We start from the raw sequence: 23,520 nt of genomic DNA, 5'->3' as shown, positions 1-23,520 counted from the left end.
ACATTTGCCGCTTTGGGTGGACCGGCGTTCATCGCTGCTGGTGACGCACCGGGTCGCCACGGCGATGAGTTTCGTTACGGTGTCCAGTCTGTACTCCCATGCACCCGTCTCCCGACTCTCGGGGAGAGCGTTTCATGACCTCTACGTACAGGAGGCAAGCGTGAAGCTTCTTCTCACCTCCGCGGGCGTCCAGAACCCGAGCATCCACGATGCGCTGGTCGACCTGCTGGGCAAGCCGATCGCCGAATCCAGTGCCCTGTGCATCCCGACAGCGACCCACCCCATGGGCGGGCCGGCCTCGGCCTGGCGCTTCATCGCCGGTCAGACGCCGCTACCCATGTCCGGCCTGGGCTGGAAGTCGCTGGGCGTCCTCGAGTTGACAGCGCTGCCCAGCATCGGCGAGGAGCGGTGGGTCCCCTGGGTCCGGGAGGCTGACGTCCTGCTCGTGGGCGGCGGCGACGCGACGTACCTGAGCCACTGGATGCGGCAGTCCGGGCTGGCGGACCTCCTGCCGTCACTGTGGGACACCGTCTGGGTGGGGTTGAGTGCGGGGAGCATGGTGCTGACCCCCCGGATCGGTGCGGACTTCGTCGAATGGCAGTTCGCACCCGACGACTCCACACTGGGGGTCGTCGACTTCTCGATCTTCCCGCACCTGGGTCTCGAGCCGGACAACACCATGGCTGGTGCCGAGCGGTGGGCGGCCGAGATCGCCGGTCCGGCGTACGCGATCGACGACCAGACGGCCATCAAGGTGACCGACGGCAGCGTCGAGGTCGTCTCCGAGGGGCACTGGAAGCTGTTCCCCGCGTAGCCGCGGGCCGACAGTGATCGGCGTGGCGAAGCACCCGCACATGCCGCTGATGGCGCGTGGGTCTGCCGATCAGCGGATGCCGTATCGGACCGTCTCCGGAGGTCGCCAAGCCGCAGCGGGTATGCGTTCGGCCGTCGGTGTTAGGTTCGCACCCATGACAGTGCAGATGACCGCCGGGCGTTTCCATGCGGCCGACGGTGTCGAGGACTGGCGTTGTCTCTACCACCTGGTCTCGGCCCACTTCCGGACCGCCTCCCTGTCGGAGGGGATCGCGTTCGTCGACGAGATCGGTCGGATCGCCGGGCGCGACGAAGAGGAGTACCTCAACGTGGACCTGCGTCACGCGGGTGTCACCGTGTCGCTGTCCCGGCGCGACGTCTCACTGGCTCGACGGATATCGGCAGCTGCCCTCGAGCTTGGCATCACCGCCGATCCCACTGCCGTGCAGCTCATCAACATCACCCTGGACGCCCTGGTGAGCGCCGACGTGCTGCCGTTCTGGCGGGCGCTGCTCGGTTATCGACAGATCGGTGACGATTACCTTGCTGATCCGGCGCGGCGGGGTCCAGGGTTCGGACTGCAATGCATGGCGGCGCCGCGATCGCAACGCAACCGTATGCACATCGACATCGCCGTCCCGCATGATCAAGCCGAGGACCGCATCGCCGCTGCCCTGGCCGCCGGGGGCCGCGTGATTTCCGCAGCGCATGCGCCGATGTGGTGGGTGCTGGCCGACGCCGAGGGCAACGAGGCATGCATCGCCACGTGGGTCGGCCGCGAATAGCGGGCCCGCTTGAACAACGTGTGGCAAGGCCGTACAAGCACGTCCTACGGGCGCACTTGCGGAGTGCAGGCGATCAGTGTGCCTGACACCCGTGCCGCCGCCTTGTCGTGCGGACTGGTGCGTTGGACCACGTGCGGCGACTACGCCGCATCGCCGCCGGGGATCGTCAGCGCAGAAGCGCGGTAGGCACTGCGAGGTCCTCGGAGGCGTAGAGGCTCGCGATGGCGCGCGGATCGTCGGTGGCGCAGGTGGCGGCGATCGTGTCGATGAGTTCGTCGTAGTCGGGGCCGGTCTCGCCCTTGTAGGACGCCTCCATGCGTCCCCACTCGTCCCACGGCAGCATCTCGACCCTGTTCACCGCGGCGAGATCCCTCACCGCGTTTCCCCGGATCTCGGCCGGTCCCCAGTTGTCGGTGCCGTACACGCCGAAGTCCTTGGCATCGACGCGGCCGTCCCGGAAAGCCATCCACGCCTCGCCGCCGGTGAGGAACTCGCCAGCGGCGAGATCTTCGGGTTTCGCCACGAGGCAGCCGTCCAAGATCTCGGAGTCGATCCGCACCCAGCGGCCGTCGTGCCGGTACTCCGTGATCCAGTGATCCACGCCCTGCCCGGCCTGGACGTACGTGGCGAAGCCGCAGCGGGCCCGGGCCGCGATCCCGCGGTAGCGCAGCAGGGCACAGCTGAGCACGGCGAAATGGCGGCAGGTGCCAATGACCCGCCGATCGGAGGCGCGCGGAACGGTCACCGGGGCTGGATCGAGGGCCAGCAGGGCCCCGATCAGCTTGTCAACGGGACGATGCTGATTCTCGACGAACCGCTCGGCGGGAACCCCCGAACTCTTCGCGTCTGTGGGCTGGATGACCAGGTCGTGGACAACACGGCAGATCTCGACGGGGTCGCTCGGAAGGCTCTCCAGCACCGGCTCGTGGAGCCCGTCGATCCTCGTCAACGGACCTGCCACGGCGTAGTCGATCGCCCCCGTCATGCCGGCATCGTAGGCGCCGCCACAGGGATCTGCCGTCCCCTGACACTGTGCTGACCGGCAGGGCGTACGCCAGAGGGCCACAGACCCGGGCCAGCCATCGCCGTGAGCGCATCTGCCGCTGGTTGAGGGTCGAAGCGCCGAAGCGCCGGCTCATGGTGGCCGGATGCTTGACCTAGGCAGGCTAGTACGGCAGCCGCCGTTCGGGATCATGGCTAGAGTTCCAGGACGCGCGCGGCATCAGCACTGCTCAACCTGATCGTTCACGGGAGGCAGAGTGTGCAGGGCACGGTAGAGGGATGACTGCTACGACAGGCGGTCCGATGGTACGAGACACGACGCCGCGCCAAGCGGTCGACTTACGGGTGCACCGCTGGCTGATGATCGTGGGGGCGCTCCTCACCGCCGCCGCCCTCCTGCTGTTGTCGCTTCTCCCTGGCCCGCCTGCCGAAGCGGTCGCGATGACGGCGTGGGTCGAACATGGCCGCTCGTTACTGTTGTGGAGCAACGAACTGCTGTTCTTCGCGGTCATCTGCTGGGGAGCCGGTGCGCGCGGTCTCTTCAGCGCGGGCCTGGCCGGACCGTCGGCGCGGATCGACGTGGGAGGGACCGCTCTCACGGTCGCCCTCGTCGCGCTCGTCGTCGTACTGCTCGCGGTGGGGCGTCTGGTCTACCCGGTGTTTGAGATCGACCTGTCAACCGAGGTCGTAGCCCTGGTCGTCAGCTCGACGTTCGGCGCCCTGCATCTGGCGTTCCTGGGTTTCGCCGTTGCTGCGGTCACGCTCAGCTGGTCGACACGCGCCGGACTGATCGGGCGAGCTGTCGGCATCGTCGCCGCAGCCGCATTCGTCGTGGGCTCCTTCCCCTGGCTGACACCGAACTGGTGGAACTCACTGGTCCCGGTGCTGGTCGCCGCGTGGGGCGTGTCTCTCGCCTCCGTAACCCGCACCGAGAATTCCGGCGACGCTACGGAAAGGACGAGTACCACTGACTAGCGCATCAGCCGCCGTAAGACCATGACTGGAGTCCGCGGTTGAGGCGGCGTGTGTAGTGGGCTCGTCGGGCTCGGGCTCGGGCTTGGTGCCGTCGCGGCCAGGGCGAGGGTGGTGAAGCGGTGCCAGGAGTCCCAGCGGCGAACCTGGTGCTGGTCGAGGCGGACGTGCCGATGAGCGCACATAGGCTCTGCGCGTGTTTGCAATCGAGATACAAGGCGTTCGTCACGTGCGTCTGCGAGTTGGCCGGTGGCACCTCCGCACCTGGCCGTCCTTGGTGATGATCCTTCCCAAGGGATACCGCAGCCCTGAGTTGGCCTATGCGGTCGAGGAGACAGACGAGCGCGGCGAGATCCTTGGCCAACTTGGCGCGTTCTTCTCGCTGCATGCTGCTGAGGCGTGCCTATCTCGACTCGAGTCCGAGGGCTTCACCAACCTGCACATCAACATGATCCCGATCCACACGCGGCTCGACGACTGGGAGTTCGATCGGTAGGTTCCGAGTTTCCGGGCTTGCCGACGTCCCACGCCCGCTCATGCCGTGAACCGCGCGGCACGCAGCGTGACGTCTGGAGCCCGCCGCTCGCTATCCGGAACCGCCAATGAGCGGACCGCCCGGTCGGACTCACTCTTGGGGGCCGTCTCCCGTTCGCGCCAAGCGCTCGCGACTCAGATACCGAACCGGCTTGCCGAGCGACTCCGCGTAGGCAATCTCCCGTCGGGTCGACTCACCTAAGTAGCCGCCCGGATCCACGATGTACACCTCGTCAGCCATGCGAATCTTTTGGAAGTGCACGCCGCCAAGCCGCCCCCTCAGGTCCGCGCTGTCGACTGTCCAGTCGTAGTCCGGCGGATCGGGGAGGCTGAACATCCCGAGGCTGATCACGACGCAACCTTCCATCGTGAGCCGCTGGTTGACCTCCACGAACTCAGCCTCAAACCTGGTCGAGCCGCAGAGCGTGATGACCTTCGCCTCACCCTCGGCCGACTGCGGCGCCTGCTGACCCTCCATGAGGTTCATGATCGTTGAACGGGCAGGACAAGTCTATCGCCGCCCCCTGGACGTCCGCTCATGCCGCAGATAGTGAAAGCAGTGATGTGCCCGTGCCCGTGCGCGGTGCTGAGGTGAGGTTGAATGGCCCCCGTGCCAAGCATGAGTCGGTCCCGGTACGCCGGCGTTCTCGCACATCACGACGACAAAGTCGTTCTCGTGTACGAGGAGTACCCACGGTGGGGCGGCCCCTACTGGAACATCCCGAGCGGGCGGATCGAGGACCACGAGACGCCGTTCGAGGGCGCCTGCCGAGAGTTGGCCGAGGAGACAGGTCTGGTCGTCGCAACCGCGGACCTCGTTCTTCACGGCACGGCGGCGGTGACCGGAGCAGTCACCGTCAGCCGGGTGTGGAACTTCACCGTCGACGTGGTGGATCCGACCCTGCACGTCCGCGACCCAGATGGTCTGATTCAGGAGGCCCGCTGGTTCCCCGTCGAAGAAGCAAGCCGCTTGCTTCATGAGTTGCCCTACCGGCCGCTGTCGGAGCCGTCAGTTGCGGTCCTCACCCGTCAGGCTCAGCCGGGCGCCCATTGGGCGTACTCCGATCCGGAAGCGGAGCCGGTTGTCACCTACCCCCACGGGTGAAGGACATTTGCCACGCCCCTTGTCCTGCGATGGACAAGATGCCCCGAGACCTTGCTGGACTGCGGCGACGAGCCCCGCGGACGGACTAGAGCGTGTTCGCCTCCCGAACCGTTCTCGATCTCTGTCGTTTACCGGATCTGCCGCGGTCCGGGCGCTACGGTGGGTGGCTTCCAGGCCTTACGAACACGCGTGTCCGGTACGTCGGTGAGTGCGGGGTCCTCAGCGGTGTCAGTGCGGAGTCCGTGCGCGAAGGAACGCCGTGGCCATCGTGCGTCGCGTTGGCGTGCCGGCCACGGCCAGGGCTGCCATGTACGTGTCGAGACGCTCGCGTTCGTCGTCGGTCAGGGCGGCGACGATCGCTTCGCCGTACGTGGGGGCCAAGGGGTTGGGCGCCACGCACTTGAGTGTTTCCCAGTCCCCAATCGGGTCGGCGGGGACGTCGACCTGGGCGCGGTAGTCCAGTTCCACCGCCTCGAAGCCGGCGGCCACCGCCCAGTCGACGAGGTCACGCTCGTCGAAGTCCATCATCGGTCGCGTGGTTCCCTCGGTGGTGCCCCGGTAGACATCGGCGACCTTGGCGATCAGGTCGTTCACGGGCGAGTCGCCCATGCCGAACAGATCATCGGGCCGGAGCTGCTCCACGAAGCGGTTGATGGGCTCGAACAGGGAAATCCGTCCGCCCGGCCGCAGGACCCGGAAGAACTCCGCGAAGGCGGCGGCCTTGCGATCGGAGTAGATGAGCACCGACCGGGTGGTCACGACGTCGACAGAGGCGTCAGCGATTCCGGCGAGATCATCGGCCGACGCGACCACAAAGCTGCACCGCCCGTCGCCACCGGCGGTGCGCCGGCACTCGTCGAGCACATCCAGTGAGACATCACTGAAAATGACACGACCGTCCGGGCCGAGTCGATCCAGCGCGCCGAACCCGATCAATCCCGTCCCGCAGCCCACGTCGAGGACCACGTCGTCGGCCGCAAGGCCAGCTCCCTCAAGGACACCGTCACGAAACGCCGCCAGCTCCAAGGCGTGGCGGGCGCGCAAGCTCACGCTGTTGCCGTCCCGGCGGGTCAAGAGCCACTGGGCCCACTTGTCCGTCGCCACCGGGTCATCGTAAGCCCGACGCATACAGGGACATTCTTGTACAGGCCTTGACCACGACGCTCGGATCAGCCGCGCCGGGCTGGAGGGCGGCCGCCGCCAGCTGCGTTGAGCCACCGCCGCCAGCTCGTGCGGGTGATCCGTAGCTCCGGGTGCGCGGCCACGTGCAGAACGAACTGCGCTCGGAGGCGGACCGAGGGGTCGTCGACCGAAGTCAGCATCTCCACCGCGTGGAAGAACAACGGGTCGTCGAGGTGGCGGACCAGGCAGGCGTACGCCCAGTCCTTGCACCGGTACGGTCGCCTCAACGCCGCGAGGATCAGCTCAGCGATCTGAGGCTGGATGTCCTCCGGGAGACCGCCGCGATCGAGCCGGCTGAGAATTGCCTCCTTGGTTCCCCAGCGGGACCACATCCACGACTCCGGTGCGTCCCACTCGTCGGGATACTCCGCCTCCCACCGCAGGTAAAGGGCGGCGAACGGCAGCGACAGCGCCCGGGCGGCCTCGTCGCCATCGGCGGCATCGCGGAGGGCGTGGAGAGGCCCGTAGATCGTCTGCTCCTGATGCCACCGGAAATCGGCACGCGCCTGATCCAATGCCGCGCCCAGCCGGGTCTGGCTGGACCTCGACCGGTAATGCGCCGCCCAGAGGGCATTCGAGCGGTGCAGCGCGTCGGTCGCCGCGGCGAGGATCGCCTGATGGCGGGCCAGCGCACGGTGGCGGGCGACCGGATCAGTCGTGACCAGGTCGAACAGCCAGGAGTAGTCGCCGCGCGGCTCTGCAGACATCACAGCAGCCTGCCACCTCGGGGGAAAGGGGTCAGGTCCGGACCCTGCACCTGGCCATTCCGAGCACCAGAGAGGCATAGCCTTTGACCTGCGCATACGCGCCTGAGGTGCAGGACCCCCATCGCCGGGCACTAGATTCACCTCATGTACTCGACGCAAGTGTCCCAACTCGTCAAGGCGCCGCGCTCAGCTGTCTATCGGGCACTGCTCGACCCGGTCGCGGTCGCCAAGTGGCGGGTGCCCACCGGCATGAGCGGCCACGTGCACGAGTTCGACGCGCGCGAGGGCGGCTCGTTGCGCGTCTCGCTCACCTACGAGGCACCGGACAATACCGGCAAGTCGACGGCGCACACCGACACTTACCACGGCCGGTTCGTCAAGCTCGTGCCCGACCGGCAGGTGGTCGAGGTGGTCGAGTTCGAGACTGACGATCCCGCGCTGGGCGGCGCGATGACCATGACCACGACGCTCACCGAGGTGGACGGCGCAACCGAAGTCGTCGTCGTGCATGACGGCATTCCCGACGCGATTCCGGCCGAGGACAACGAGACGGGTACGCGCATGGCCCTGGCGAACCTCGCCAGACTCGTCGAACTGGGCTAGCGCCTCCCTGTCGTAGCCGCTGGTCGGGTGTTGGCTGCTCGGCAGGTGGGACGCATCCGACCATGCCGAGAACAGTGCGTGTGATCGTGGCGAGGTCGAGGCCTGGTCGTGCGCGCCGATAACCTGCTACTGGGCGGTCAGCCGGCGTAGCGGGGTTCGCTGATCCGGTGGCGGAATTCGGCGTGAGCGGTTTGGAAGACTTCGTTGAGCCGATCGATCTCGCCCTGGGTCGGTTCTCGCCGCAGCCCGACTTCGATCTTGAAGTCGCCGTCCACGATCGCCACGTCGAGGCGGTCGAGCAGGTCCGCGGGGAGCCTGGTAATGACGAATTCGCGGAACGCGTCGGCGATCGTGCCCGCCATGTCGCCGCACCCGCAGGTCCGGCCATCCAGGACCGCACCGAGGTGGCTGCGGCCGATGATCGCGTCCGGGTGGACGGGATCCATGACGGTCAGGCCCTCCTCCAGAACCGTGCGGGCCTCCGACAGCCGTGCCTCATGCTGGAGGAACACACCGAGGGCGATGCAGGCCCGCCCGACGGTGTCATGGTCGGCGCCGCGGCGCGCCTGGTTCACCGCCTCGGTCAACCGTTGCTCCGCCATGCCCGCCTGGCCGGCCTCCTTCAGCGCGAGACCCCAGTTGCGCAGCACCTGGCTCCGCAGCTCCGGACGACCGATGCGCTCCGCCCTCGCGTACGCCGACGCGTACGTGCGCAGCGCCGCCTCGGCGTCGCCGGCCTCGTCCTGAGCCATCGCCAAGCCGAGCGCAGCCATCAGCGCCTCCTCCTGCCGGCCCTGGCGGTCGTAGGAAGCGAGCACGCGCTCGATCGCCTCGATCCGCCCAGCCTGGTCACCGAGATCACGGCCGAGGTTCGCCAGCGCGGACAAGGCGTTGAGCGTCGCCTGATGGTCTACGCCGAGCCGCTCCTCCAAGGCGGCGACCAGGGCGGTGAGCAGCGGCTTGGATGCCGGGTCGCCGTGGTCCAGCATCTGGGTGACGACCCGCCCGACCTCCTCGACGACCTCGTCCGGCAGTTGCTGCAGGCCCACGAAGAGCGGCTCACGGGTGCCACCGGCGTGCACAATCGCCGCTCGCAACGCCAACGCGGAGGCCACCCGCTCGTGCCCGTTGCGCCACAGGTTGGCCACCGCCTCCTCGACGGCCTGCCGGGCACCTGCCACGTCGCCACGCTGCCGCAGCACGTCCGCCAGCGGTTCGAGGCCGAACGCGTACCCGGCATGCTCGCGACCGTAGAAGGCGAGCCGCTCCTGAACGCCCTGGCGCAACTCGGCCTCGGCCTCGTCGAGTCGTCCGGCCATGCGCAGCGCCAAGCCCAGATTGAGTCGGTAGGTCAACCGGTCCTTGCGGGACTCGTGATCGCGTGGCGCCGCGGAGACGGCGCGGCGGTAGCAGTCCACCGCGCGGTCGAGTTGATCGGCGTTGAGCAGCACGTTGCCGAGGTCGCACTGGGCCGAGGCCCATTGCGGGCTGCCGTGACCATGTCGGTCCGCGGCCGCCTGCAGCTCGCGCGTCATCAGGTTCTCGGCGTCGCCCATACGGCCCTCCCGCAACAGCGCGAAGGCCACCTCGACCGCAGTGGGGGATGTCGTCACGAGCCGCAAGTTTAGGGCCCGCCTACTGACGTTCGCGCACCCTGGGAACCGCCTCATCGAGGCCGGCCCGGCGCGATCAACCAACCATGACTGGACGTCCCCAGCGGCCGCCAACCGGTCGCTACGACCGATCCGGGGCGCTCGGTGCCGAAGGTGCTGCCGCACCGATGAGCGAGCGGTGGATCAGGCCTGACGCCATCCCCGGAATCTGAGCAGACGTCGTGCCATGCTTTGGGGCTTGACCTTGACGCAGCGTCAACCCCGCATGCTGGCGCCATGTCCATGAATATCCAGACGACAACCGAGCAGGGCCACGTGCCTGTGATCCAGGTCCAGGGCCTGGAGAAGTCGTACAAAGAGCTCCACGTCCTGCGCGGCGTGGACTTCGACGTGGCGCGGGGCAGCATCTTCGCCCTGCTCGGCTCCAACGGGGCGGGCAAGACGACCGTCGTGCGGATCCTGTCCACGCTGCTCAAGCCGGACGCCGGGGCGGCCCGCGTCAACGGCTTCGACGTCGTCACGCAGGCGGCGAGAGTGCGGGAGTCGATCAGCCTGACGGGGCAGTTCGCGGCCGTCGACGAGATCCTCAGCGGGCGGGAGAACCTGGTGCTGGTCGCCCGGTTGCGGCACCTGCGGGACCCGGGCCGGATCGCGGACGACCTGCTGGCCCGCTTCGCGTTGACCGATGCCGCCGCGCGGAAGGTGTCGACATACTCGGGCGGCATGCGCCGCCGCCTCGACATCGCGATGAGCCTCATCGGCAACCCACCAGTGATCTTCCTCGACGAGCCGACGACCGGGCTCGACCCCCAGGCGCGCCTCGAGGTGTGGCAGGCCGTCCGGGAACTCGCCCGGCAGGGCACGACGGTGCTGCTCACCACGCAGTACCTCGACGAGGCCGAACAGCTCGCCGACCGGATCGCCGTCCTGCACCAGGGGCGCATCATCGCCAACGGCACCCTCCCCGAGCTCAAGCAACTGCTCCCGCCCGCCAAAGTCGAGTACGTCGAGAAGCAGCCGACCCTCGAGGAGGTCTTCCTCGCCATCGTCGGCGACGACAGCACCGCAGGCGCCCCCACCCCGACCACACGAGCCACCAAGGAAGCCCGATGAACAGGCACTTCTTCGGCGACACCCTCGTCCTGCTGGGGCGGTCCCTGCGGCACATCAGCCGCAGCCCGGACACCATCATCACGACCGCGATCATGCCGATCGCCTTCATGCTGCTGTTCGTCTACGTGTTCGGCGGCGCTATCCAGACCGGGTCGGACAAGTACGTGAACTACCTGCTGCCCGGCATCCTGCTCATCACGATCGCCTCGGGCATCTCCTACACCGCGTACCGGCTGTTCCTGGACATGAAGAGCGGCATCTTCGAGCGGTTCCAGTCCATGCCTGTCGCACGCTCGTCCGTGCTGTGGGCGCACGTGCTGACCTCTCTGGTCGCCAACCTCATCTCGGTCGTGGTGGTGGTGCTGGTCGCCCTGCTCATGGGCTTCCGCTCGGGGGCCGGCGCGCTGGCCTGGCTCGCGGTCGTTGGCATCGTGCTGCTGTTCACGCTGGCCCTGACCTGGCTCGCCGTGATCCCGGGCCTGACCGCGAAGTCCGTGGACGGCGCGAGCGCGTTCTCGTACCCGCTCATCTTCCTGCCGTTCGTCAGCTCCGCCTTCGTACCCACGCAGAGCATGCCCGGCCCGGTGCGCGCCTTCGCCGAGAACCAACCGGTGACGTCCATCGTCAACACGCTTCGCGACCTGTTCGCCCAGCAGCACGTCGGTGGCGACATCTGGATCGCCCTCGCCTGGTGTGCCGGCCTCCTCGTCGTCGCCTACGGCTTTGCCATGACCATCTACCGCCGGAAGATCAGTTGACGACGGGCCCTGGTCATGCAGGCTGAGGTCATGCTGACGATCGGCCAGCTGGCCTCCTACGCCGGCGTGACCATCCGCGCGGTGCGGCACTACCACCAGATCGGGCTGCTCCGGGAGCCGGAGCGCGACGCCTCCGGCTACCGGAGCTACGACGCGGCCGCGGTCGTGCGACTCATCCGGATCCGGACCCTCGCCGAGGCGGGAGTCCCGCTGGCCCGGGTCAGCGAGCTCCTCGACGCCGACCCGGAGACGTTCGCCGCCGCGACCACCGAGATCGACCGGCGGTTGCGGACGCAGATCCGCGAGTTGCAGGAGCACCGGCGGCGCATCGCCCGGCTCGGGGGCGGCGACTCCCTGGCCGTGCCCGCGGAGGTGCTCGACTACCTCGACCGTCTACGCGCCATCGGAGCGGCGGGGGCCCTCATCGAGGCGGAGCGTGACGCGTGGATCCTCATGGCGGCGCGGTGGCCGGAGGTGATACCCGCGCTCATGGTCGAGAAGGTGGCGCAGCTGGCCAACCCGAAGGTCGTCCGGCTCTACCAGCTCATCGGTCGGATCGCGGACGACTGGGAGGACGAGGCACTGCTGCGCGAGACGGCCGACCTGATGAGCGAGCTTTTCGAGCAGGCGGCGGCCAACGGGGAGCTGGACCAGCAGGACGAGTTCACGCCCGACGCGGCGTTCGTGCGTCTGATGGACTCGTTCGCCGACGCTGCCCACCCCGCCGTCGCGCGGCTACGGGAGCTCGTTGCCGAGCGTGGCTGGATCGGGTGGACCCGGATCGAGAGGCGCGGGCCCTGAGGTGTCACGCCGTGCCCGTATCCGCTTCTGGTCAAGCAATGGTGGGGGATTCGCCCCCGGCCGGTGGGTCGCTCGCCTGACCGACCGGGATCAGGGTCGGTTCACGGTCGGGAGCGATCTGTAACGACACGATCTGGGCGCCGGTCTAACGACCACGCGCTGATGACCGAGCCGCTGACGTCGCCCGCCCCGGGTCACGAGGCGCGCGGTAGCGCGAGCCAGTCCTGCCAGGTGATGTCGCGACCCAGATAGCGGGGCTGCTGGAAGGGCCAGTCGGCTGCGATCCACCGCGGTACCAGCGCGTCGAACGCGCGCTCCAGCTCGCCGCCGACGAGGTCGTCCACCACCCACCAGGAGACCTCGCCGTCGGAGCCGATGCGCTCGGGCGGGTCGATGTAGACGCACCCGAGGATCCTGGTTTCCTCCTCGTCCAGCAACGCGTAGTTGAACGACTGGTGCGCGGCGATCTCCTTCTCGTGCCGCCGCAGGTCGGTGCGGTTCTGTTCATAGGTCATCGTCTCCGGCGGCCAGGCCCAGGCCGGACCGAAGATTTCCCACAGGCGCTCTCGGGAGCCCATCACGGCGGGGTAGTCGAGCGGGCTATCCGCTTCCCGGATCGGCCGCAGGTGAAGCGTGGTGTCGGGCACCGGCACGTGGACGGGGTGGACGAAATCGTCAGGTAGCCAACTCATCGGGTCGAGGCTACATCCGGTGGGTCCGGGGGTGTTCCAGGAGGCCGGGGACCGACGGCGACCATGCGGCTTCGCCCAAGATGGGCCTGAGTTCCCTCCGGGCGCCTGCTCCTTGCGCCGAGGGTGTGGACCTGGTGGGCCCGGACGGGTTGCTGTCCGGTCTGACCAAGACGGTGCTCGAGACCGCCCTGGAAGCGGAGATGACCGAGCACCTGGGCTATGACAAACACGAGCCGGCGGGCGGTGATGGCGGCGACTCCCGCAACGGCTCCTGCCGCCGGCTGCGCAGTAGCGCGCCGCCCGCAGTCTGGTCTGACTACTTCCGCCAGGCGGGCGCCATCCGCTCGGACATCTCCCGCCAGAACGTCCGCAGATCCTGCCGGTTGACCGCCTGCCAGTCCGCCCGCCCGGGCGACCGGAGCGAGCGTCCGACCAGGTCGATTTGGTGGGCGCAGAAGGCCTCGTCCATCTGGTACGGCAACTCGTCTCCCTTCGGCGGCAGCGGGCACAGCCGGAACGGGCAGTCGTCGATGCAGGTGGCGCCCGGTTGTACGTCGTGTGCTTGGCGACGGCTCAGGTTGACCCGCAAGGCGGTGCGGTCGATGGTGAGGCACGGGGGCAGCTCGGCCCGACTGGCGCGGGTGAGCCGGCGCGCCCGCTGATCGTTGTCCCGTCCCCGGTCGGCGAGGTTGAGCAGCAGCATCACGTCGGCCAGCAGCCGTTGGGCCCGCGGTTCCAGGACGGCCCAGCCGTGCCACGGCGGCAGCCAGGAGGCCTGGTGCCGGCGGACGCCCGGCTGAGGGCTGACCGACCCAATACGGCTGACGATCTCCCGCTCGTCCAGCCAGCAGTGCCGCTCGGGGTGGCGGTCGATGAGCGCCTCGACGCACAGGTCCGCGACCTCGAGGACTAGGGGGTGGGCCGTACCGCTGCCGGGCTGTGGGGCGCGGAGCCCGCCCCCGGCAATGGAGGTCCAGAAACCCACCAGGCCGCGCGGGTCCGAGCCGTGACCCCGCTCGCGCAACGCTTCGCTGGGGTCGCGGGGGAGAGCGAGCAGGGTGAGCGCCTGAATGAGCACCAGGTGGGAGTACCAGAACCGGGAGTGCCGCAGCGCCTTCTCGGCTTCCTCAATCAGCACGCTGCGGTGCGCCGGGTACGTGCGGCAGTTGGCCGCCATCCGGAAGCCCTGCGCCAGAGTGATCTCGTAGACGCGGGCGCCCTCCCGGAAGTCGGAGGCCAAGCGGTCCACCCAGCGGCGCAGGGTATCCCGGGCCACGCCCTGCCAGTCCGGTTCGCCTGGGGCGTGTGCGGCGTCGGCGAAGAGGAACAGGGGCGCGGCGAGCCAGGTGCGCAGTTCCTCCAGGCGCTCCCGGCCCTGAGTGTCAGCTGCCTCTGGCGGCTGATCGAGCAGGTTGCGCAATGCGCGGACTGCGGCGCTGCCGCCGCTGGCGATCTGGCGGGCTGCGGTCAGCCGGGGCAGGTACGAGGTCTCGTGCGCCATCATCTGGAACAGCTGCCGGTACTGCGGTGTGGGGGGCCGTTTCCAGGATCCGGTGGACGCCGAGGGCCGGTCCCGTAGTTGCCGGGCGGCGTCGCCGTACCGGTGCACCAGGGCTACCTTGGCGTCCTCGAGCGGACGGTCGGTGACCGAGCCGTCTCCCTGGTAGTTCGGCCAGGCACCGAGAATCGCGTCGGCCAGTTTCTGGTGCGCGCTGTGCCCGCTGGCGGCGTCCATCTCCAGCGCCGCCGCGAACAGCTCCAGGGCCCGGGTGCGGTTGCGCGTCCCGGTCGCCGCGGCGCAGAGCCGGTGGACGAGAGCAATGGACCGGTCCCGGGTGGTCCTCGTGTCGCGGGCGCTCGCCGACGGTCCCACCGTCAGCCGGAGAGCGTTGCGCAGCCTCAGCAGGGTTCCTTGCGCCACCGGTGACGTGCGCCGCCCGTCCAGCCGCTCGAACGCGCCCGCGCTTCGCGTGTATAGGGTAAGAGCGGCGAGCAGCTCCCGCCCGGGACCGTGGTTTTCGGTGAATGCCTGCTGCAGGAAGCCGTTGTCGCGGAGGGCGGCGGTGAGGTAGCGCGAGCCGAGGTACGCCTGGACCACCCCGCTCTGAAAACGCACCCCGTCCTGCCGCTTCACCACGAGGTTCAGCTCCTCCCCGCTGGTCTCGGCGAGCCCGAGGTCCTGCGGGTTGTCGGCACTGAGCTTGTGCAGCCGCGCCCGGAGCTCGGCCAGTATCCACCGCCGACCAGCGTCCTTCACACCGTCGCCGCTCACGAGATCGGTCGTACGCACGGACAGTCGGTTATCGCGCAGGCCGATGCAGGCGAGCGCGGAGAGCACCTCCATCGCGTCGGCCCGCTCGGTCTGCGGCATGCCGTAGTCCTCGTACAGATCCCCGGCGACGATCGCCGCCCACCATTCCTCCAGCAACCACCAGCGCAGCGCAGACCTGCCCTGATCCGTCGGCCCGACCCGCTCCAGCCGGTCCACTTCATGGAGCTGGCTGATGACCCGCAGGTAGAACGGTGAGTCCGCGACGTCAGCGGCCTTGACCAGCTCGGTGATCCGGTCCCACTGCTGGCCGGCGTCCGAGCGGTGGCTGCGGGCCTGCACGTACTCCAGCGCGGCACCGGTGGAGAGCGGCTCCAGTTGCAGCAGCAGCGCGTCCAACCCGCGCAGCGGATCGTCCGGCCGTGAGGCGATGACCAGGGGGAGCCGCTCGCGGACAGCGCCGCGCACCGCCTCGCGGAGCATGCTGTCCCGGTCGGCGGGCTGGCCGGAGTCGGCGAGCACCTCCTCCAGGCCGTCGGCCAGCACCACGATCCGGTTCTCCAGCCACAGCCGCCGCCACACCTTGTCGGCCTCGCCGGCGGCGTGCAACTGGCTGTCGATGGTCGTCTGGAACTGTTCGAGGGCGAGCTGGTGGAAGTTCAGCTTCGCGGGGTCGGTGACCGTGCGCAGGTCGATCCCGACCGGCACGACGTCGCTGGCCAACAGCATCTCCGCGAGGCGCACGAGGGTCGCGGTCTTGCCAGTGCCGATGCCGCCCACCAGCAGCAGCGGCCGCCGGCGCTGCTCATCGCGGAGCCGCTGGACCATCAGTTCGCACAGTTCGTCCCGGCCCACCACGCGGCTCGCTCTGCTGTCGTATTCGGCGGTGGGAAGCACCATCCGAAGGTTGCGCAGGGCGTGGCGGTCGTACCAGCGACGGACTGGGACGTATCGCCAGAACAGGAATACCGCGAGCCCCAGCGCCAGGATGAGTGGCCCCTTGACGAAGCCCTCCACCTGTCCGCAGTAGTACGACCTGGGCTGGTCCCCCGCACACCACTTCGACATCCGCAGGAAACCGGGCTCGCTGTTGAGGACCGTCAGGACCAGGGAGAAGACGGTCCACACCACGAGCGCCGCGGCGGTGGCGACGATCCCCCACCGCAGCCCGCGGTGGTGCCGCCAGCTCATTCCGTGGTCGGGCCGCTGGTCCGTGCGCCGGCGGCGGTTCCGCTCGGCGTGCCGTTCCCGTCGCGTACGCCACCTACGCCGGCGCTGGCGTATCCACAACTGGGCCGCCCAGACCGGACCACGTTTCGGCCCGCGCATGGACACCCCCATGATCCACATGGCTGGTACCGGCCAGAGGAAGTGAGCCCCGTCCAGGCCCACGCTAATGCTCGTTCCCGGGGCTACCGCCGGGTTCCGGCAAATCCCGCGCCAGTCAGCGCGCTTCGGGCCGTGGCCGTGCGACATCCGGCGGCAGGGGTTGCGCGCGGAGTTTGCCGGAGCCCCGGTGTCGCTCGGCTCCGTATGGGTGCCGCAACTGGCACGGGCGGTATCGGGACGTGGGTGACACGTCCGGCTAGCCGGGTGGTGACGGCGGCTCGGCCGGGCGTCCGCGGGCGCGGGCTGCGTCGGATATGGCGATCCCGGTCAGGACGAGGGCAGCGGCGGTGGCGACCACGACCGGCGGTAGGGGGAGCATCGCCGGTGTCAGGGCGCCCAGGACAAGCACGCCGATCGCTCGAGACCGGGACACGCGGCCGAACACGGCGTACTCGAAGTGGGCGCGCCCGGCAAGGTACAGCGCGGGCCCGCCGAGGATGACGGCAATCCAGGCCGGTGGGGTGTGCCCGAGTGGATGGGCGAGAACGAGTTCGGCGCCGACGGAGGCAACGACCACGCCGGCCACCATCACCAGGTGGGCGTATGACGCCAATCGGGCGAGGCGTGCCGGTTCGGCGGACGCGGCAATCGCTCCCTCCAGAACCTCCCCAGCGCGGTATATGTAGATCCGCCACAGCAGCACGGTGGTCGCCATCGACACTCCGAAGGCTGCGGTTTTATCAGGTGCGAAGCCGGTGGTGCCCAACGCCAGCCCCGTTACCAGAATCAGCTCGCCGAGCGCGATGATGAAGAGCTGCCGGTAGCGCTCGGACAGGTGCTCGTCCGAGATCACAAGGTCTTGGCTGGGCGTACGGCCCGCCGCCGGAGTGGGGAAGCCGCGTGAGCCGGCCGTGTGGTCAAGGATTACCGCGAATGCCCACAACGCGCCACGCCACGTACCGTGCACGAGCGCTCCAGCGATCCACGGCAGCGCCGACAGGCCGTACCAGAACAGCCCCCGCACGCCGATGCGTTGCAGCTCGTGGCCACGAAAGGCGACCACGAGAACGAGTCCGCGGCCGATCTGAATGGCCACATAGGTACCCGCGAAGATCAGGCCCGTGTCGCCGAATGCCTCGGGCAGCGCGGCCGCCATCACGAGGCTGCCGACCATGGTCGCGATGACCAGCGCCTGGATCACCGGTTGTTGCGTGTTCATCCGGTCGGTTATCCACGCGGTGCTGGACCAGACCCACCACATGGCCAACAACAGCACCAGCGTCCGGAAAGCCCCGCTCCACCCGAGATCCTCGGTCAGACCGCGCGAGAGCTGAGCGAGCGCGACGACAAACGCCAGGTCGAAGAAGAGTTCCAGGAACGTGGCCCGCTGCGGGTCCCCGACTCTTCGCAGCAGCTTGCCCGCCCTGCTCGTCGTCATCGGCTCGCCCGTTCTGCCAACTCTGCTCCAGTTTTGGGGCATTCTGACACATGCCACAGCGGGGCGACTGCGGACGTGCTGCCGTGGCCCGGAATCGATCGGCCCGCGTTACACGGACGGGCGACGGGTGTAACCGGCAAGTTCCTTCCATCGGTCGGCGCTAGTTCGGGTGAGCTCGGTGGCCTGACCCCTGGCCGAAAGGTTGTGGCCGGCCCACCACGGAACCAAGGGGGAACCGCCCGACGCGTTCGAGTAGGTGGCGCCGCCGCCTGCCCTCACCGCGAAGAGTAGGCCGAACGCCGAATCGTGCCACGCTGGCGACCGAATCTCGTCCAGTCATCGGTACCGGCCGTCGTAGCGGACTCCGCTGCGGGTATCGGTGAAGCTGACGCCCACCCGCGCTCCGTCCTCGACGATCCACCGAACCGTGTACGCCGCCCGGTACGTCGGCGGCCAGAATGAAGAGAAGGCTCCGTCACCTGTGACGGACCACTCGCCAGCTGACGGTGTGCCCCTGTCGACGTAAGTCGTTCGACCATCCGGCGTGAACGATTGAGTTGCACCGTCGGAGAACACAAGCTGTGCAGCGGTCAGGGCGGCGATCATGTCCACCGCATCGACCGGCTGGCCATCGACAACGTCCCCACCGGAGGGAACAGGGTCCATCGAGTTCTCCTTGCATCGGACAAGACTCTGGCCGTCGTCATCTCGCAGCGTCTACGACATGTCGTACGACCAACCCGGAACAATCTCTAACTGCGCCCTATGGACGCTATCGTCCATTCACTCTTCCTGCGGAGGCAGCTGGCAGATAAGGGTGCATCGCCACGACCGTCAGGTGCGCTGCTGTTTCGAACACCGACGTCCGGGGGCGGTTGCGAACCGGTGTCACGCTAGCCTATCCTGGACTGGATGGTCCAGTATATATATCCAGGATTGCGGGCGACCACGCCCCTGCCGGGGAGAATCTCATCACCGGGGCACTCGCTGATGATGACGTCATGGGCGGGTACCACGTCGACATCCACCGGCGGAGTGCAAGCACGAGTGGCAGCCGGATCGCGGCCGCCCCGCCACTTGGGGAGGGGCGCATGGCAGTGATCACACGGGGCTTCGGTGGCCGCAGACGCGACGACACCAACCTCCCACCCGGCCAGTACCGCACCGACGACTTCCCGGTGCTGTCGGCGGGACCGACACCACGCATCGGCCTCGACGAGTGGGAACTCGCCGTCGTCACCGAGACCGGCCAGCGAAGCACGTGGTCCTGGGCGGAGTTCACCGCCCTTCCTGCCGACGAGCCGACCGTTGACATCCATTGCGTCACGCACTGGTCGAAATTCGGCACGAGCTGGCGAGGCGTCTCGGTGGACACATTGCTGGCCGATGTCGAGACTGCGGCCGAGTACGTCGTCGCCCACTCCTACGGCGGCTACACCACGAATGTCCCGCTCGAGGACCTTCTCGACGGCCAGGCCTGGGTGGCGTACGAGTTCGACGGCGAGCCGCTGGAGCCGGTGCACGGCGGGCCGGCTCGTCTGCTCATTCCTCACCTGTACTTCTGGAAGAGCGCGAAGTGGCTGCGCGCACTGGAACTGCGTCTCGACGACGAGCCCGGGTTCTGGGAGACGGCCGGATACCACAACTACGGTGACCCATGGCGCGAGCAGCGGTACCAGGCAGACTGACCTGGCAGCCGGCGGCCGTCGCCGCCACGCGAGCGGAGACTGCGACGGCGCGGACCCTGGTCCTCGACGTCGACGGCTGGACAGGTCACGTGCCGGGCCAGCACGTCGACGTCCGGTTGACGGCTCCCGACGGCTACACGGCGTACCGCAGCTACTCGATCTCGTCCGCCCCGGCGCCCGGCCGGCTCGAGGTGACCGTCCAGGCGGTGACCGGCGGTGAGGTCTCGCCGTACCTCGTCGACGTTGCAGAGCCGGGTGACCAACTCGAGATCCGTGGACCGCTCGGCGGCTGGTTCGTACGCCAACCCGCCGATCCGCGCCCGGCGTTGCTGATCGGCGGCGGGTCCGGCGTTGCGCCCCTGATGTCGATGGTGCGTGCGGCGACGAATCCCACCAGGCTGCTCTACTCGACCCGATCCCCGTCCGATGCGCTGTTCACCGCCGATCTTGCAACTGCACAAGCCGCAGGCGGTCGGCACGTCGCCGTCACACACGTCTATACCAGGGTCGCGCCGCCCGGCTGGCCGGCCCCACCCCGGCGACTGGACGCGGACGCCCTCGCCCGCGTTGCCTGGCCCCGCGATGCCGACGCTGTGGCGTTCGTCTGCGGGCCCACCGGATTCGTCGAGACCGTTGCCGACCTCCTCGTCGACATCGGCCACGATCCCGCGAACATCCGCACCGAACGTTTCGGACCCACCGGAGGATGACCATGTCGACCACCAACGTCGGAGCCGACGACGCACCCTGGGTGGACGGCAACGCCCTCGCCGGACCGCTCGGCGAGATCATGGGGACCGACCTCACCGTTGCCGAGCTCACCTGCGCCGGGTGCCGGGCGACCCGTCCGCTGGCCGCGATGCGGGTGTTCGACCGAGCGCCCGGCCTCGTCGCCCGATGTCCCGGCTGCGAGGACGTCGTCATGCGCGTGGTGCGCACGGCCGGCCGTGTCCTGGTCGACCTGCGTGGGTCGCTCGTCCTCAGCCTCCCGGTGCCGACTGCCTGAGCGCTAGGAATCCAGGCAAGCGTGGGGAACCCAGCAGGACGAGTTCACGCCCGACGCGGCGTTCGTACACCTGATGGACTTGTTCGCCGACGGTGCCCACCCCGCGGTCGCGCGGCTACGGGAGCTCGTTGCCGAGCGTGGCTGGATCGGTTGGACCGGGATCGAGAGGCGCGGGCCGTGAGGTGTCATGCCGTGCCCGTATCCGCAGCTGGTCAAGCAGATGGTGAGGGATTCGAGCCTATTCGGGCGCAGACGGTGTCCGTGACCGGCTGCCTGCTGCCATCCGCTCCCGCGTGGCGATCCTGTTCCAGGCCCCCGCGTCGCCACCGACCCCTTGCCAGCCCCTCCGACGACTTCGGAGGCTGACGTCGCCACGCGCCAGGTCGGGAACGTGGTGGTCACCCGAACGGCGCGGGAAGGGGCAGGTGTTCGAACCTCTTCTGCGCCGTCATCGCCGCCGGCCTCTCGCCGGTGGGAGCCGTCGCTCTCCTGGCGGGTCGGCTCGGGACGAGCCCACGCACCAGGCTTCAGCTCGACGGCGCCGCACGGCGTCGAGGGCGGCAGCCATCGCCCACCGGGCCGTCACGACGGAAAGATCGCGCGGTAGCGGGGTATGAGGCCGATGGCGAGCCTGCGGCCGGGCCGGTGCCCGTAGGGTGTCCTCAGGCGAGGACGGTGCGGAGGTCCGGAGGACGTCGATGGTGACCGAAGGCGGCGCCAACACGGCGGCTCCGACACCACGGGACCCCGCCCGCCCGGCGTTCCTGGAGCTCTTCTTCGACCTGGTGTACGTCTTCGCAATGATCTCCCTGGTCAAGACGCTCGCCGGCGACGTGAGCTGGACCGGCGCCGGTCAGACGCTGGTCCTGCTACTCGCATTGACCCTGGTCTGGGCGGTGACCGCGTGGGCCGCCGACACCCTGGACCTGACGCGACCCGCGGTCCAGGTGCAGTTCATCGGGGTGGCGGCCGGCAGCCTGCTGCTGGCGGCCGCGGCACCTGAGGCCTACGACGGGCGCGGACTGCTCTTCGCGATCACCTACCTGGCGATCCACCTCGGTTCGAGCACCTACTACCTCCTGCTCGTGCCGAGCGCGGCCGAGCCGCGTCGCAGCGGCCGGATCGTGTTCTGGTACAGCATCGCCGCCGTCGGCTGGATCGGCGGCGCGCTGGTCACCGGCCACACCCGCCTCCTGCTCTGGGCGGCGACCATCGCCATGGAGTACGTCGCCGCCTCGCTCGGCTGGCCGCTGCCGAAGCTCGGGCGGTCCCAGCCGCAGGAGTGGCGGCTCGTCGGCGAGCGGGTGGCCGAACGGTACCGGCAGTTCGTCATCATCGCGCTCGGCGCGTCCATCTTCGTCATCGGGACGACCTTCACCATGAGCGACTACACCCTGGAACGGGCGTGGGCGCTCCTGGTGGTGTTCACGATCGTGGTGCTGACCTGGCGGATCTACATCTACCGGGCCGGCGAGCTGCTGACCGAGGCCATCGCGCGATCGACGAACCCGTCACTGCTCACGCAGTCCGCCGCCGTCACTCACCTGATCATGGTGGCGGGCATCGGCGGCATGGCGGTCACGAGCCACCTCGTCGTGACGCGTCCCTTCGGGCAGACGCCGCCCTCGTGGGCTGCGGTCATCCTCGGCGGACCGGCGCTGTTCCTGGTCGGCCGCGCGGCGCTGGACTACACGGTCTTCGATCGGATATCCCGCTCCCGGCTGGCCGGGCTGGTCCTGCTGGCCGGCGCGGCGCCGGCCGCGGGCCTGCTGCCGCCGGTCGTGGTCGCGCTGCTCGCCATGAGCATCCTCGCCCTGGTCGCCGCGGCGAACCTGGTGAGCACCCGCCGGCACGCCCGCGTGCCGATGCCACCCGCGCTCGGGTGACCCTCAGGTCGGCACGGTGACCCGGACCGGCCGCACGTGTGCGGGCAGCGTCTCCCAGACCAGGATGAGCAGCAGCACCAGATTCGCCGCGACCAGGATGGCCAGCGGCGGAAGCAGCGCCATCACCGGGGCGATGACGCACAGCACCACGATCCCCACCGCCCGGGACCACAGGACCCGTCCCGTGAGCACGGCGTCGAACAGGCAACTGCCGAGCAGGAACAGCGCCGGCCCGCCCAGGATGGCGGCGATCCAGGCGGCCGGTGCCGCCCCGAACGGCTGGTCGATGACCAGCGAGACGCTGGTCGACACCACCAGCACCCCGGCCACCATCACCAGATGGCTGTACGAGGTGGAGGTGCCGGGCCGCACCCGCTCCACCACCATGACGGCCGGCGGCGCCAGCAGCTGCCGCACCCGGTGGAAGTAGAGCTGAAAGAGCACGACAGCGCCGGCGAACCCGACGAAACTCGTGGCCACCCGGCCGGCCTGGAAGCCGCTGCCGGCCAGCCCGATGCCGGCGCTCAGGACCAGCTCGCCGAGGGAGATGATGAAGATCTCCCGATGCCGCTCGGACAGGTGGGCGCCGGTGAAGATCTGACTGGCCAGTTCCGTGCGACCAAGTTTCGGCGTCGGCCAGCCCAACCGGGCCGACCCGAGGTCGACCGCCACCGCGACCGACCAGAGCAGCAGTCGGGCCGTTCCGTGCACGACCGCCCCGGCCACCCACGGCAGCGCCGTGACGCCGAACCAGAAGAACACCCGGATGCTGCGGGCCTGGATCGGGCGGTTCACCCGTGTACCGGGGATGAGGACGGCGTCCCGGACGAGATGGATGCCGAAGTACGCGGCGACGAGCAGCCAGCCGTAGTCGGCGAAGGCGTAGGGCACCGCGATCGCCATCAACAGGGCGCCGAACATGACCGCCAGGACGGTGGCCTGGATGACCGGCAGCCGCGGGTTGAACAGATCGGTGAGCCACGCGGTCAGCACCCAGACCCACCAGGCGGCCATCAACAGGACGGCGGTCTGGGCGGCGCCCCGGACGGTGAGGTCCCCGGCCAGCCCTGCCGAGAGCCTGGAGAGCATGAAGATGTAGACGAGGTCGAAGAAGAGCTCCAGGAACGTCGGATAGTCAGGCTCGCCGCGCCGGCGAAGGATCCGGGGGAGCGGGCTGGGCCTCACGCGTCTGCCTCCTTCGGTACGCCCCTCGGGGGCGGAGGC

The 23,520-nt window shown here is 69.0% G+C and carries 23 protein-coding genes and 1 pseudogene; 14 read left to right on the top strand and 10 right to left on the bottom strand.

Annotation, left to right across the window (positions count from 1 at the left end; genetic code table 11):
• The first annotated feature begins 160 nt into the window (after positions 1–160).
• Both GA0070603_RS05475 and GA0070603_RS05470 read left to right on the top strand, forming a co-directional pair.
• The gene (locus GA0070603_RS05475; protein WP_091321595.1) at positions 161–814 is read left to right on the top strand and encodes a Type 1 glutamine amidotransferase-like domain-containing protein; all 654 of its coding nucleotides are present in this window, start codon (positions 161–163) and stop codon (positions 812–814) included.
• Between the two features lie 154 nt (positions 815–968).
• Entirely contained in the window at positions 969–1,598 is a 630-nt protein-coding gene (locus tag GA0070603_RS05470; RefSeq protein WP_091308051.1) for a 4a-hydroxytetrahydrobiopterin dehydratase family protein, read from the top strand.
• Between the two features lie 166 nt (positions 1,599–1,764).
• On the opposite strand, the gene GA0070603_RS05465 is transcribed toward GA0070603_RS05470, so the two are convergent.
• Positions 1,765–2,583: a transglutaminase-like domain-containing protein gene (locus GA0070603_RS05465; RefSeq protein WP_091308047.1), complete on the bottom strand. Its 819-nt coding sequence runs from the start codon at positions 2,581–2,583 to the stop codon at positions 1,765–1,767.
• Between the two features lie 362 nt (positions 2,584–2,945).
• Between GA0070603_RS05465 and GA0070603_RS05460 the strand changes: the two genes are divergently transcribed.
• Both GA0070603_RS05460 and GA0070603_RS05455 read left to right on the top strand, forming a co-directional pair.
• Positions 2,946–3,575 (top strand): hypothetical protein, encoded by a 630-nt coding sequence (locus GA0070603_RS05460; protein WP_091308042.1) that lies wholly within the window; start codon positions 2,946–2,948, stop codon positions 3,573–3,575.
• A gap of 193 nt (positions 3,576–3,768) precedes the next feature.
• On the top strand, positions 3,769–4,068 hold the full coding sequence (locus GA0070603_RS05455) for a hypothetical protein (protein WP_139131826.1): 300 nt from the start codon (positions 3,769–3,771) through the stop codon (positions 4,066–4,068).
• Positions 4,069–4,197: 129 nt separating this feature from the next.
• On the opposite strand, the gene GA0070603_RS05450 is transcribed toward GA0070603_RS05455, so the two are convergent.
• Positions 4,198–4,584, bottom strand: a complete 387-nt coding sequence (locus GA0070603_RS05450; RefSeq protein WP_091321593.1) for a hypothetical protein — start codon at positions 4,582–4,584, stop codon at positions 4,198–4,200.
• A gap of 123 nt (positions 4,585–4,707) precedes the next feature.
• Between GA0070603_RS05450 and GA0070603_RS05445 the strand changes: the two genes are divergently transcribed.
• Positions 4,708–5,211: an NUDIX hydrolase gene (locus GA0070603_RS05445; RefSeq protein WP_091308037.1), complete on the top strand. Its 504-nt coding sequence runs from the start codon at positions 4,708–4,710 to the stop codon at positions 5,209–5,211.
• Positions 5,212–5,439: 228 nt separating this feature from the next.
• Here GA0070603_RS05445 and GA0070603_RS05440 read toward each other — a convergent pair whose 3' ends face one another.
• Positions 5,440–6,315, bottom strand: a complete 876-nt coding sequence (locus GA0070603_RS05440; protein WP_167544502.1) for a class I SAM-dependent methyltransferase — start codon at positions 6,313–6,315, stop codon at positions 5,440–5,442.
• A gap of 65 nt (positions 6,316–6,380) precedes the next feature.
• Positions 6,381–7,100 carry a hypothetical protein gene (locus GA0070603_RS05435; RefSeq protein WP_244282416.1) on the bottom strand — a complete coding sequence of 240 codons (720 nt, stop codon included), beginning with the start codon at positions 7,098–7,100 and terminating at the stop codon, positions 6,381–6,383.
• A gap of 144 nt (positions 7,101–7,244) precedes the next feature.
• On the opposite strand from GA0070603_RS05435, the gene GA0070603_RS05430 reads away from it, so the two are divergent.
• Positions 7,245–7,703: an SRPBCC family protein gene (locus GA0070603_RS05430; protein WP_091308028.1), complete on the top strand. Its 459-nt coding sequence runs from the start codon at positions 7,245–7,247 to the stop codon at positions 7,701–7,703.
• A gap of 137 nt (positions 7,704–7,840) precedes the next feature.
• Here GA0070603_RS05430 and GA0070603_RS05425 read toward each other — a convergent pair whose 3' ends face one another.
• The gene (locus GA0070603_RS05425; protein WP_167544501.1) at positions 7,841–9,316 is read right to left on the bottom strand and encodes a tetratricopeptide repeat protein; all 1,476 of its coding nucleotides are present in this window, start codon (positions 9,314–9,316) and stop codon (positions 7,841–7,843) included.
• A gap of 282 nt (positions 9,317–9,598) precedes the next feature.
• Here GA0070603_RS05425 and GA0070603_RS05420 point away from each other — a divergent pair, with 282 nt between their 5' ends.
• The 3 genes from GA0070603_RS05420 to GA0070603_RS05410 are packed head-to-tail and all read left to right on the top strand — an operon-like array spanning position 9,599 to position 11,988.
• Positions 9,599–10,429 carry an ABC transporter ATP-binding protein gene (locus GA0070603_RS05420; RefSeq protein WP_091308022.1) on the top strand — a complete coding sequence of 277 codons (831 nt, stop codon included), beginning with the start codon at positions 9,599–9,601 and terminating at the stop codon, positions 10,427–10,429.
• Positions 10,426–11,187, top strand: a complete 762-nt coding sequence (locus GA0070603_RS05415; RefSeq protein ID WP_091308020.1) for an ABC transporter permease — start codon at positions 10,426–10,428, stop codon at positions 11,185–11,187. Before GA0070603_RS05420 ends, GA0070603_RS05415 begins: the two co-directional genes overlap by 4 nt.
• A 30-nt stretch (positions 11,188–11,217) precedes the next feature.
• Positions 11,218–11,988, top strand: coding sequence for a MerR family transcriptional regulator (locus tag GA0070603_RS05410; protein WP_091321591.1), 771 nt, complete (start codon positions 11,218–11,220; stop codon positions 11,986–11,988).
• A gap of 194 nt (positions 11,989–12,182) precedes the next feature.
• On the opposite strand, the gene GA0070603_RS05405 is transcribed toward GA0070603_RS05410, so the two are convergent.
• Positions 12,183–12,680, bottom strand: coding sequence for a GNAT family N-acetyltransferase (locus GA0070603_RS05405; RefSeq protein ID WP_091308017.1), 498 nt, complete (start codon positions 12,678–12,680; stop codon positions 12,183–12,185).
• 119 nt (positions 12,681–12,799) lie between these two features.
• Between GA0070603_RS05405 and GA0070603_RS31130 the strand changes: the two are divergent.
• A pseudogene (locus GA0070603_RS31130) lies at positions 12,800–12,949 on the top strand (transposase); the annotation flags it as partial.
• A 47-nt stretch (positions 12,950–12,996) separates the two neighbouring features.
• On the opposite strand, the gene GA0070603_RS05400 reads toward GA0070603_RS31130, so the two are convergent.
• From GA0070603_RS05400 to GA0070603_RS05390, 3 genes are all read right to left on the bottom strand, one after another.
• Positions 12,997–16,140 (bottom strand): NACHT domain-containing protein, encoded by a 3,144-nt coding sequence (locus GA0070603_RS05400; protein ID WP_167544500.1) that lies wholly within the window; start codon positions 16,138–16,140, stop codon positions 12,997–12,999.
• 394 nt (positions 16,141–16,534) lie between these two features.
• Positions 16,535–17,716 (bottom strand): low temperature requirement protein A, encoded by a 1,182-nt coding sequence (locus GA0070603_RS05395; RefSeq protein ID WP_091308011.1) that lies wholly within the window; start codon positions 17,714–17,716, stop codon positions 16,535–16,537.
• 336 nt (positions 17,717–18,052) lie between these two features.
• The gene (locus GA0070603_RS05390) at positions 18,053–18,382 is read right to left on the bottom strand and encodes a hypothetical protein (RefSeq protein ID WP_244282415.1); all 330 of its coding nucleotides are present in this window, start codon (positions 18,380–18,382) and stop codon (positions 18,053–18,055) included.
• 425 nt (positions 18,383–18,807) lie between these two features.
• Between GA0070603_RS05390 and GA0070603_RS05385 the strand changes: the two genes are divergently transcribed.
• The 4 genes from GA0070603_RS05385 (at position 18,808) to GA0070603_RS05370 (ending at position 22,296) form a co-directional block, all read left to right on the top strand.
• Entirely contained in the window at positions 18,808–19,404 is a 597-nt protein-coding gene (locus GA0070603_RS05385) for a molybdopterin-dependent oxidoreductase (protein ID WP_091321587.1), read from the top strand.
• Complete coding sequence (locus GA0070603_RS05380) at positions 19,374–20,114, top strand: FAD-binding oxidoreductase (RefSeq protein WP_091308008.1); 741 nt, start codon at positions 19,374–19,376, stop codon at positions 20,112–20,114. The genes GA0070603_RS05385 and GA0070603_RS05380 overlap by 31 nt, the downstream gene beginning before the upstream one ends.
• Positions 20,115–20,116: 2 nt before the next feature.
• A complete protein-coding gene (locus GA0070603_RS05375) occupies positions 20,117–20,410 on the top strand; it encodes a DUF6510 family protein (protein WP_091308005.1) in 294 nt (97 codons plus the stop codon).
• A gap of 698 nt (positions 20,411–21,108) precedes the next feature.
• Positions 21,109–22,296, top strand: a complete 1,188-nt coding sequence (locus GA0070603_RS05370) for a low temperature requirement protein A (protein WP_091308001.1) — start codon at positions 21,109–21,111, stop codon at positions 22,294–22,296.
• A gap of 3 nt (positions 22,297–22,299) precedes the next feature.
• Here the strand turns inward: GA0070603_RS05370 and GA0070603_RS05365 are convergent, their stop codons facing one another.
• A complete protein-coding gene (locus GA0070603_RS05365; protein WP_091307998.1) occupies positions 22,300–23,481 on the bottom strand; it encodes a low temperature requirement protein A in 1,182 nt (393 codons plus the stop codon).
• Positions 23,482–23,520: the final 39 nt, after the last annotated feature.

It is taken from the genome of Micromonospora chersina (genome assembly GCF_900091475.1).
GTDB classification, from domain to species: domain Bacteria; phylum Actinomycetota; class Actinomycetes; order Mycobacteriales; family Micromonosporaceae; genus Micromonospora; species Micromonospora chersina.
The sequence above is the reverse complement of the archived record's forward strand: the minus strand, read 5'-3'. Positions and strand labels throughout refer to the sequence as shown.

Bases quoted from the DNA above. Each gene is read 5' to 3' on its own strand.
- GA0070603_RS05405 (WP_091308017.1), bottom strand. From the start codon at position 12,680: ATGAGTTGGCTACCTGACGATTTCGTCCACCCCGTCCACGTGCCGGTG.
- GA0070603_RS05385 (WP_091321587.1), top strand. From the start codon at position 18,808: ATGGCAGTGATCACACGGGGCTTCGGTGGCCGCAGACGCGACGACACC.
- GA0070603_RS05450 (WP_091321593.1), bottom strand. From the start codon at position 4,584: ATGGAGGGTCAGCAGGCGCCGCAGTCGGCCGAGGGTGAGGCGAAGGTC.
- GA0070603_RS05435 (WP_244282416.1), bottom strand. From the start codon at position 7,100: ATGTCTGCAGAGCCGCGCGGCGACTACTCCTGGCTGTTCGACCTGGTC.
- GA0070603_RS05375 (WP_091308005.1), top strand. From the start codon at position 20,117: ATGTCGACCACCAACGTCGGAGCCGACGACGCACCCTGGGTGGACGGC.
- GA0070603_RS05465 (WP_091308047.1), bottom strand. From the start codon at position 2,583: ATGACGGGGGCGATCGACTACGCCGTGGCAGGTCCGTTGACGAGGATC.
- GA0070603_RS05370 (WP_091308001.1), top strand. From the start codon at position 21,109: ATGGTGACCGAAGGCGGCGCCAACACGGCGGCTCCGACACCACGGGAC.
- GA0070603_RS05445 (WP_091308037.1), top strand. From the start codon at position 4,708: ATGGCCCCCGTGCCAAGCATGAGTCGGTCCCGGTACGCCGGCGTTCTC.
- GA0070603_RS05430 (WP_091308028.1), top strand. From the start codon at position 7,245: ATGTACTCGACGCAAGTGTCCCAACTCGTCAAGGCGCCGCGCTCAGCT.
- GA0070603_RS05380 (WP_091308008.1), top strand. From the start codon at position 19,374: ATGGCGCGAGCAGCGGTACCAGGCAGACTGACCTGGCAGCCGGCGGCC.
- GA0070603_RS05415 (WP_091308020.1), top strand. From the start codon at position 10,426: ATGAACAGGCACTTCTTCGGCGACACCCTCGTCCTGCTGGGGCGGTCC.
- GA0070603_RS05420 (WP_091308022.1), top strand. From the start codon at position 9,599: ATGAATATCCAGACGACAACCGAGCAGGGCCACGTGCCTGTGATCCAG.
- GA0070603_RS05410 (WP_091321591.1), top strand. From the start codon at position 11,218: ATGCTGACGATCGGCCAGCTGGCCTCCTACGCCGGCGTGACCATCCGC.
- GA0070603_RS05395 (WP_091308011.1), bottom strand. From the start codon at position 17,716: ATGACGACGAGCAGGGCGGGCAAGCTGCTGCGAAGAGTCGGGGACCCG.
- GA0070603_RS05390 (WP_244282415.1), bottom strand. From the start codon at position 18,382: ATGGACCCTGTTCCCTCCGGTGGGGACGTTGTCGATGGCCAGCCGGTC.
- GA0070603_RS05470 (WP_091308051.1), top strand. From the start codon at position 969: ATGACAGTGCAGATGACCGCCGGGCGTTTCCATGCGGCCGACGGTGTC.
- GA0070603_RS05400 (WP_167544500.1), bottom strand. From the start codon at position 16,140: ATGAGCTGGCGGCACCACCGCGGGCTGCGGTGGGGGATCGTCGCCACC.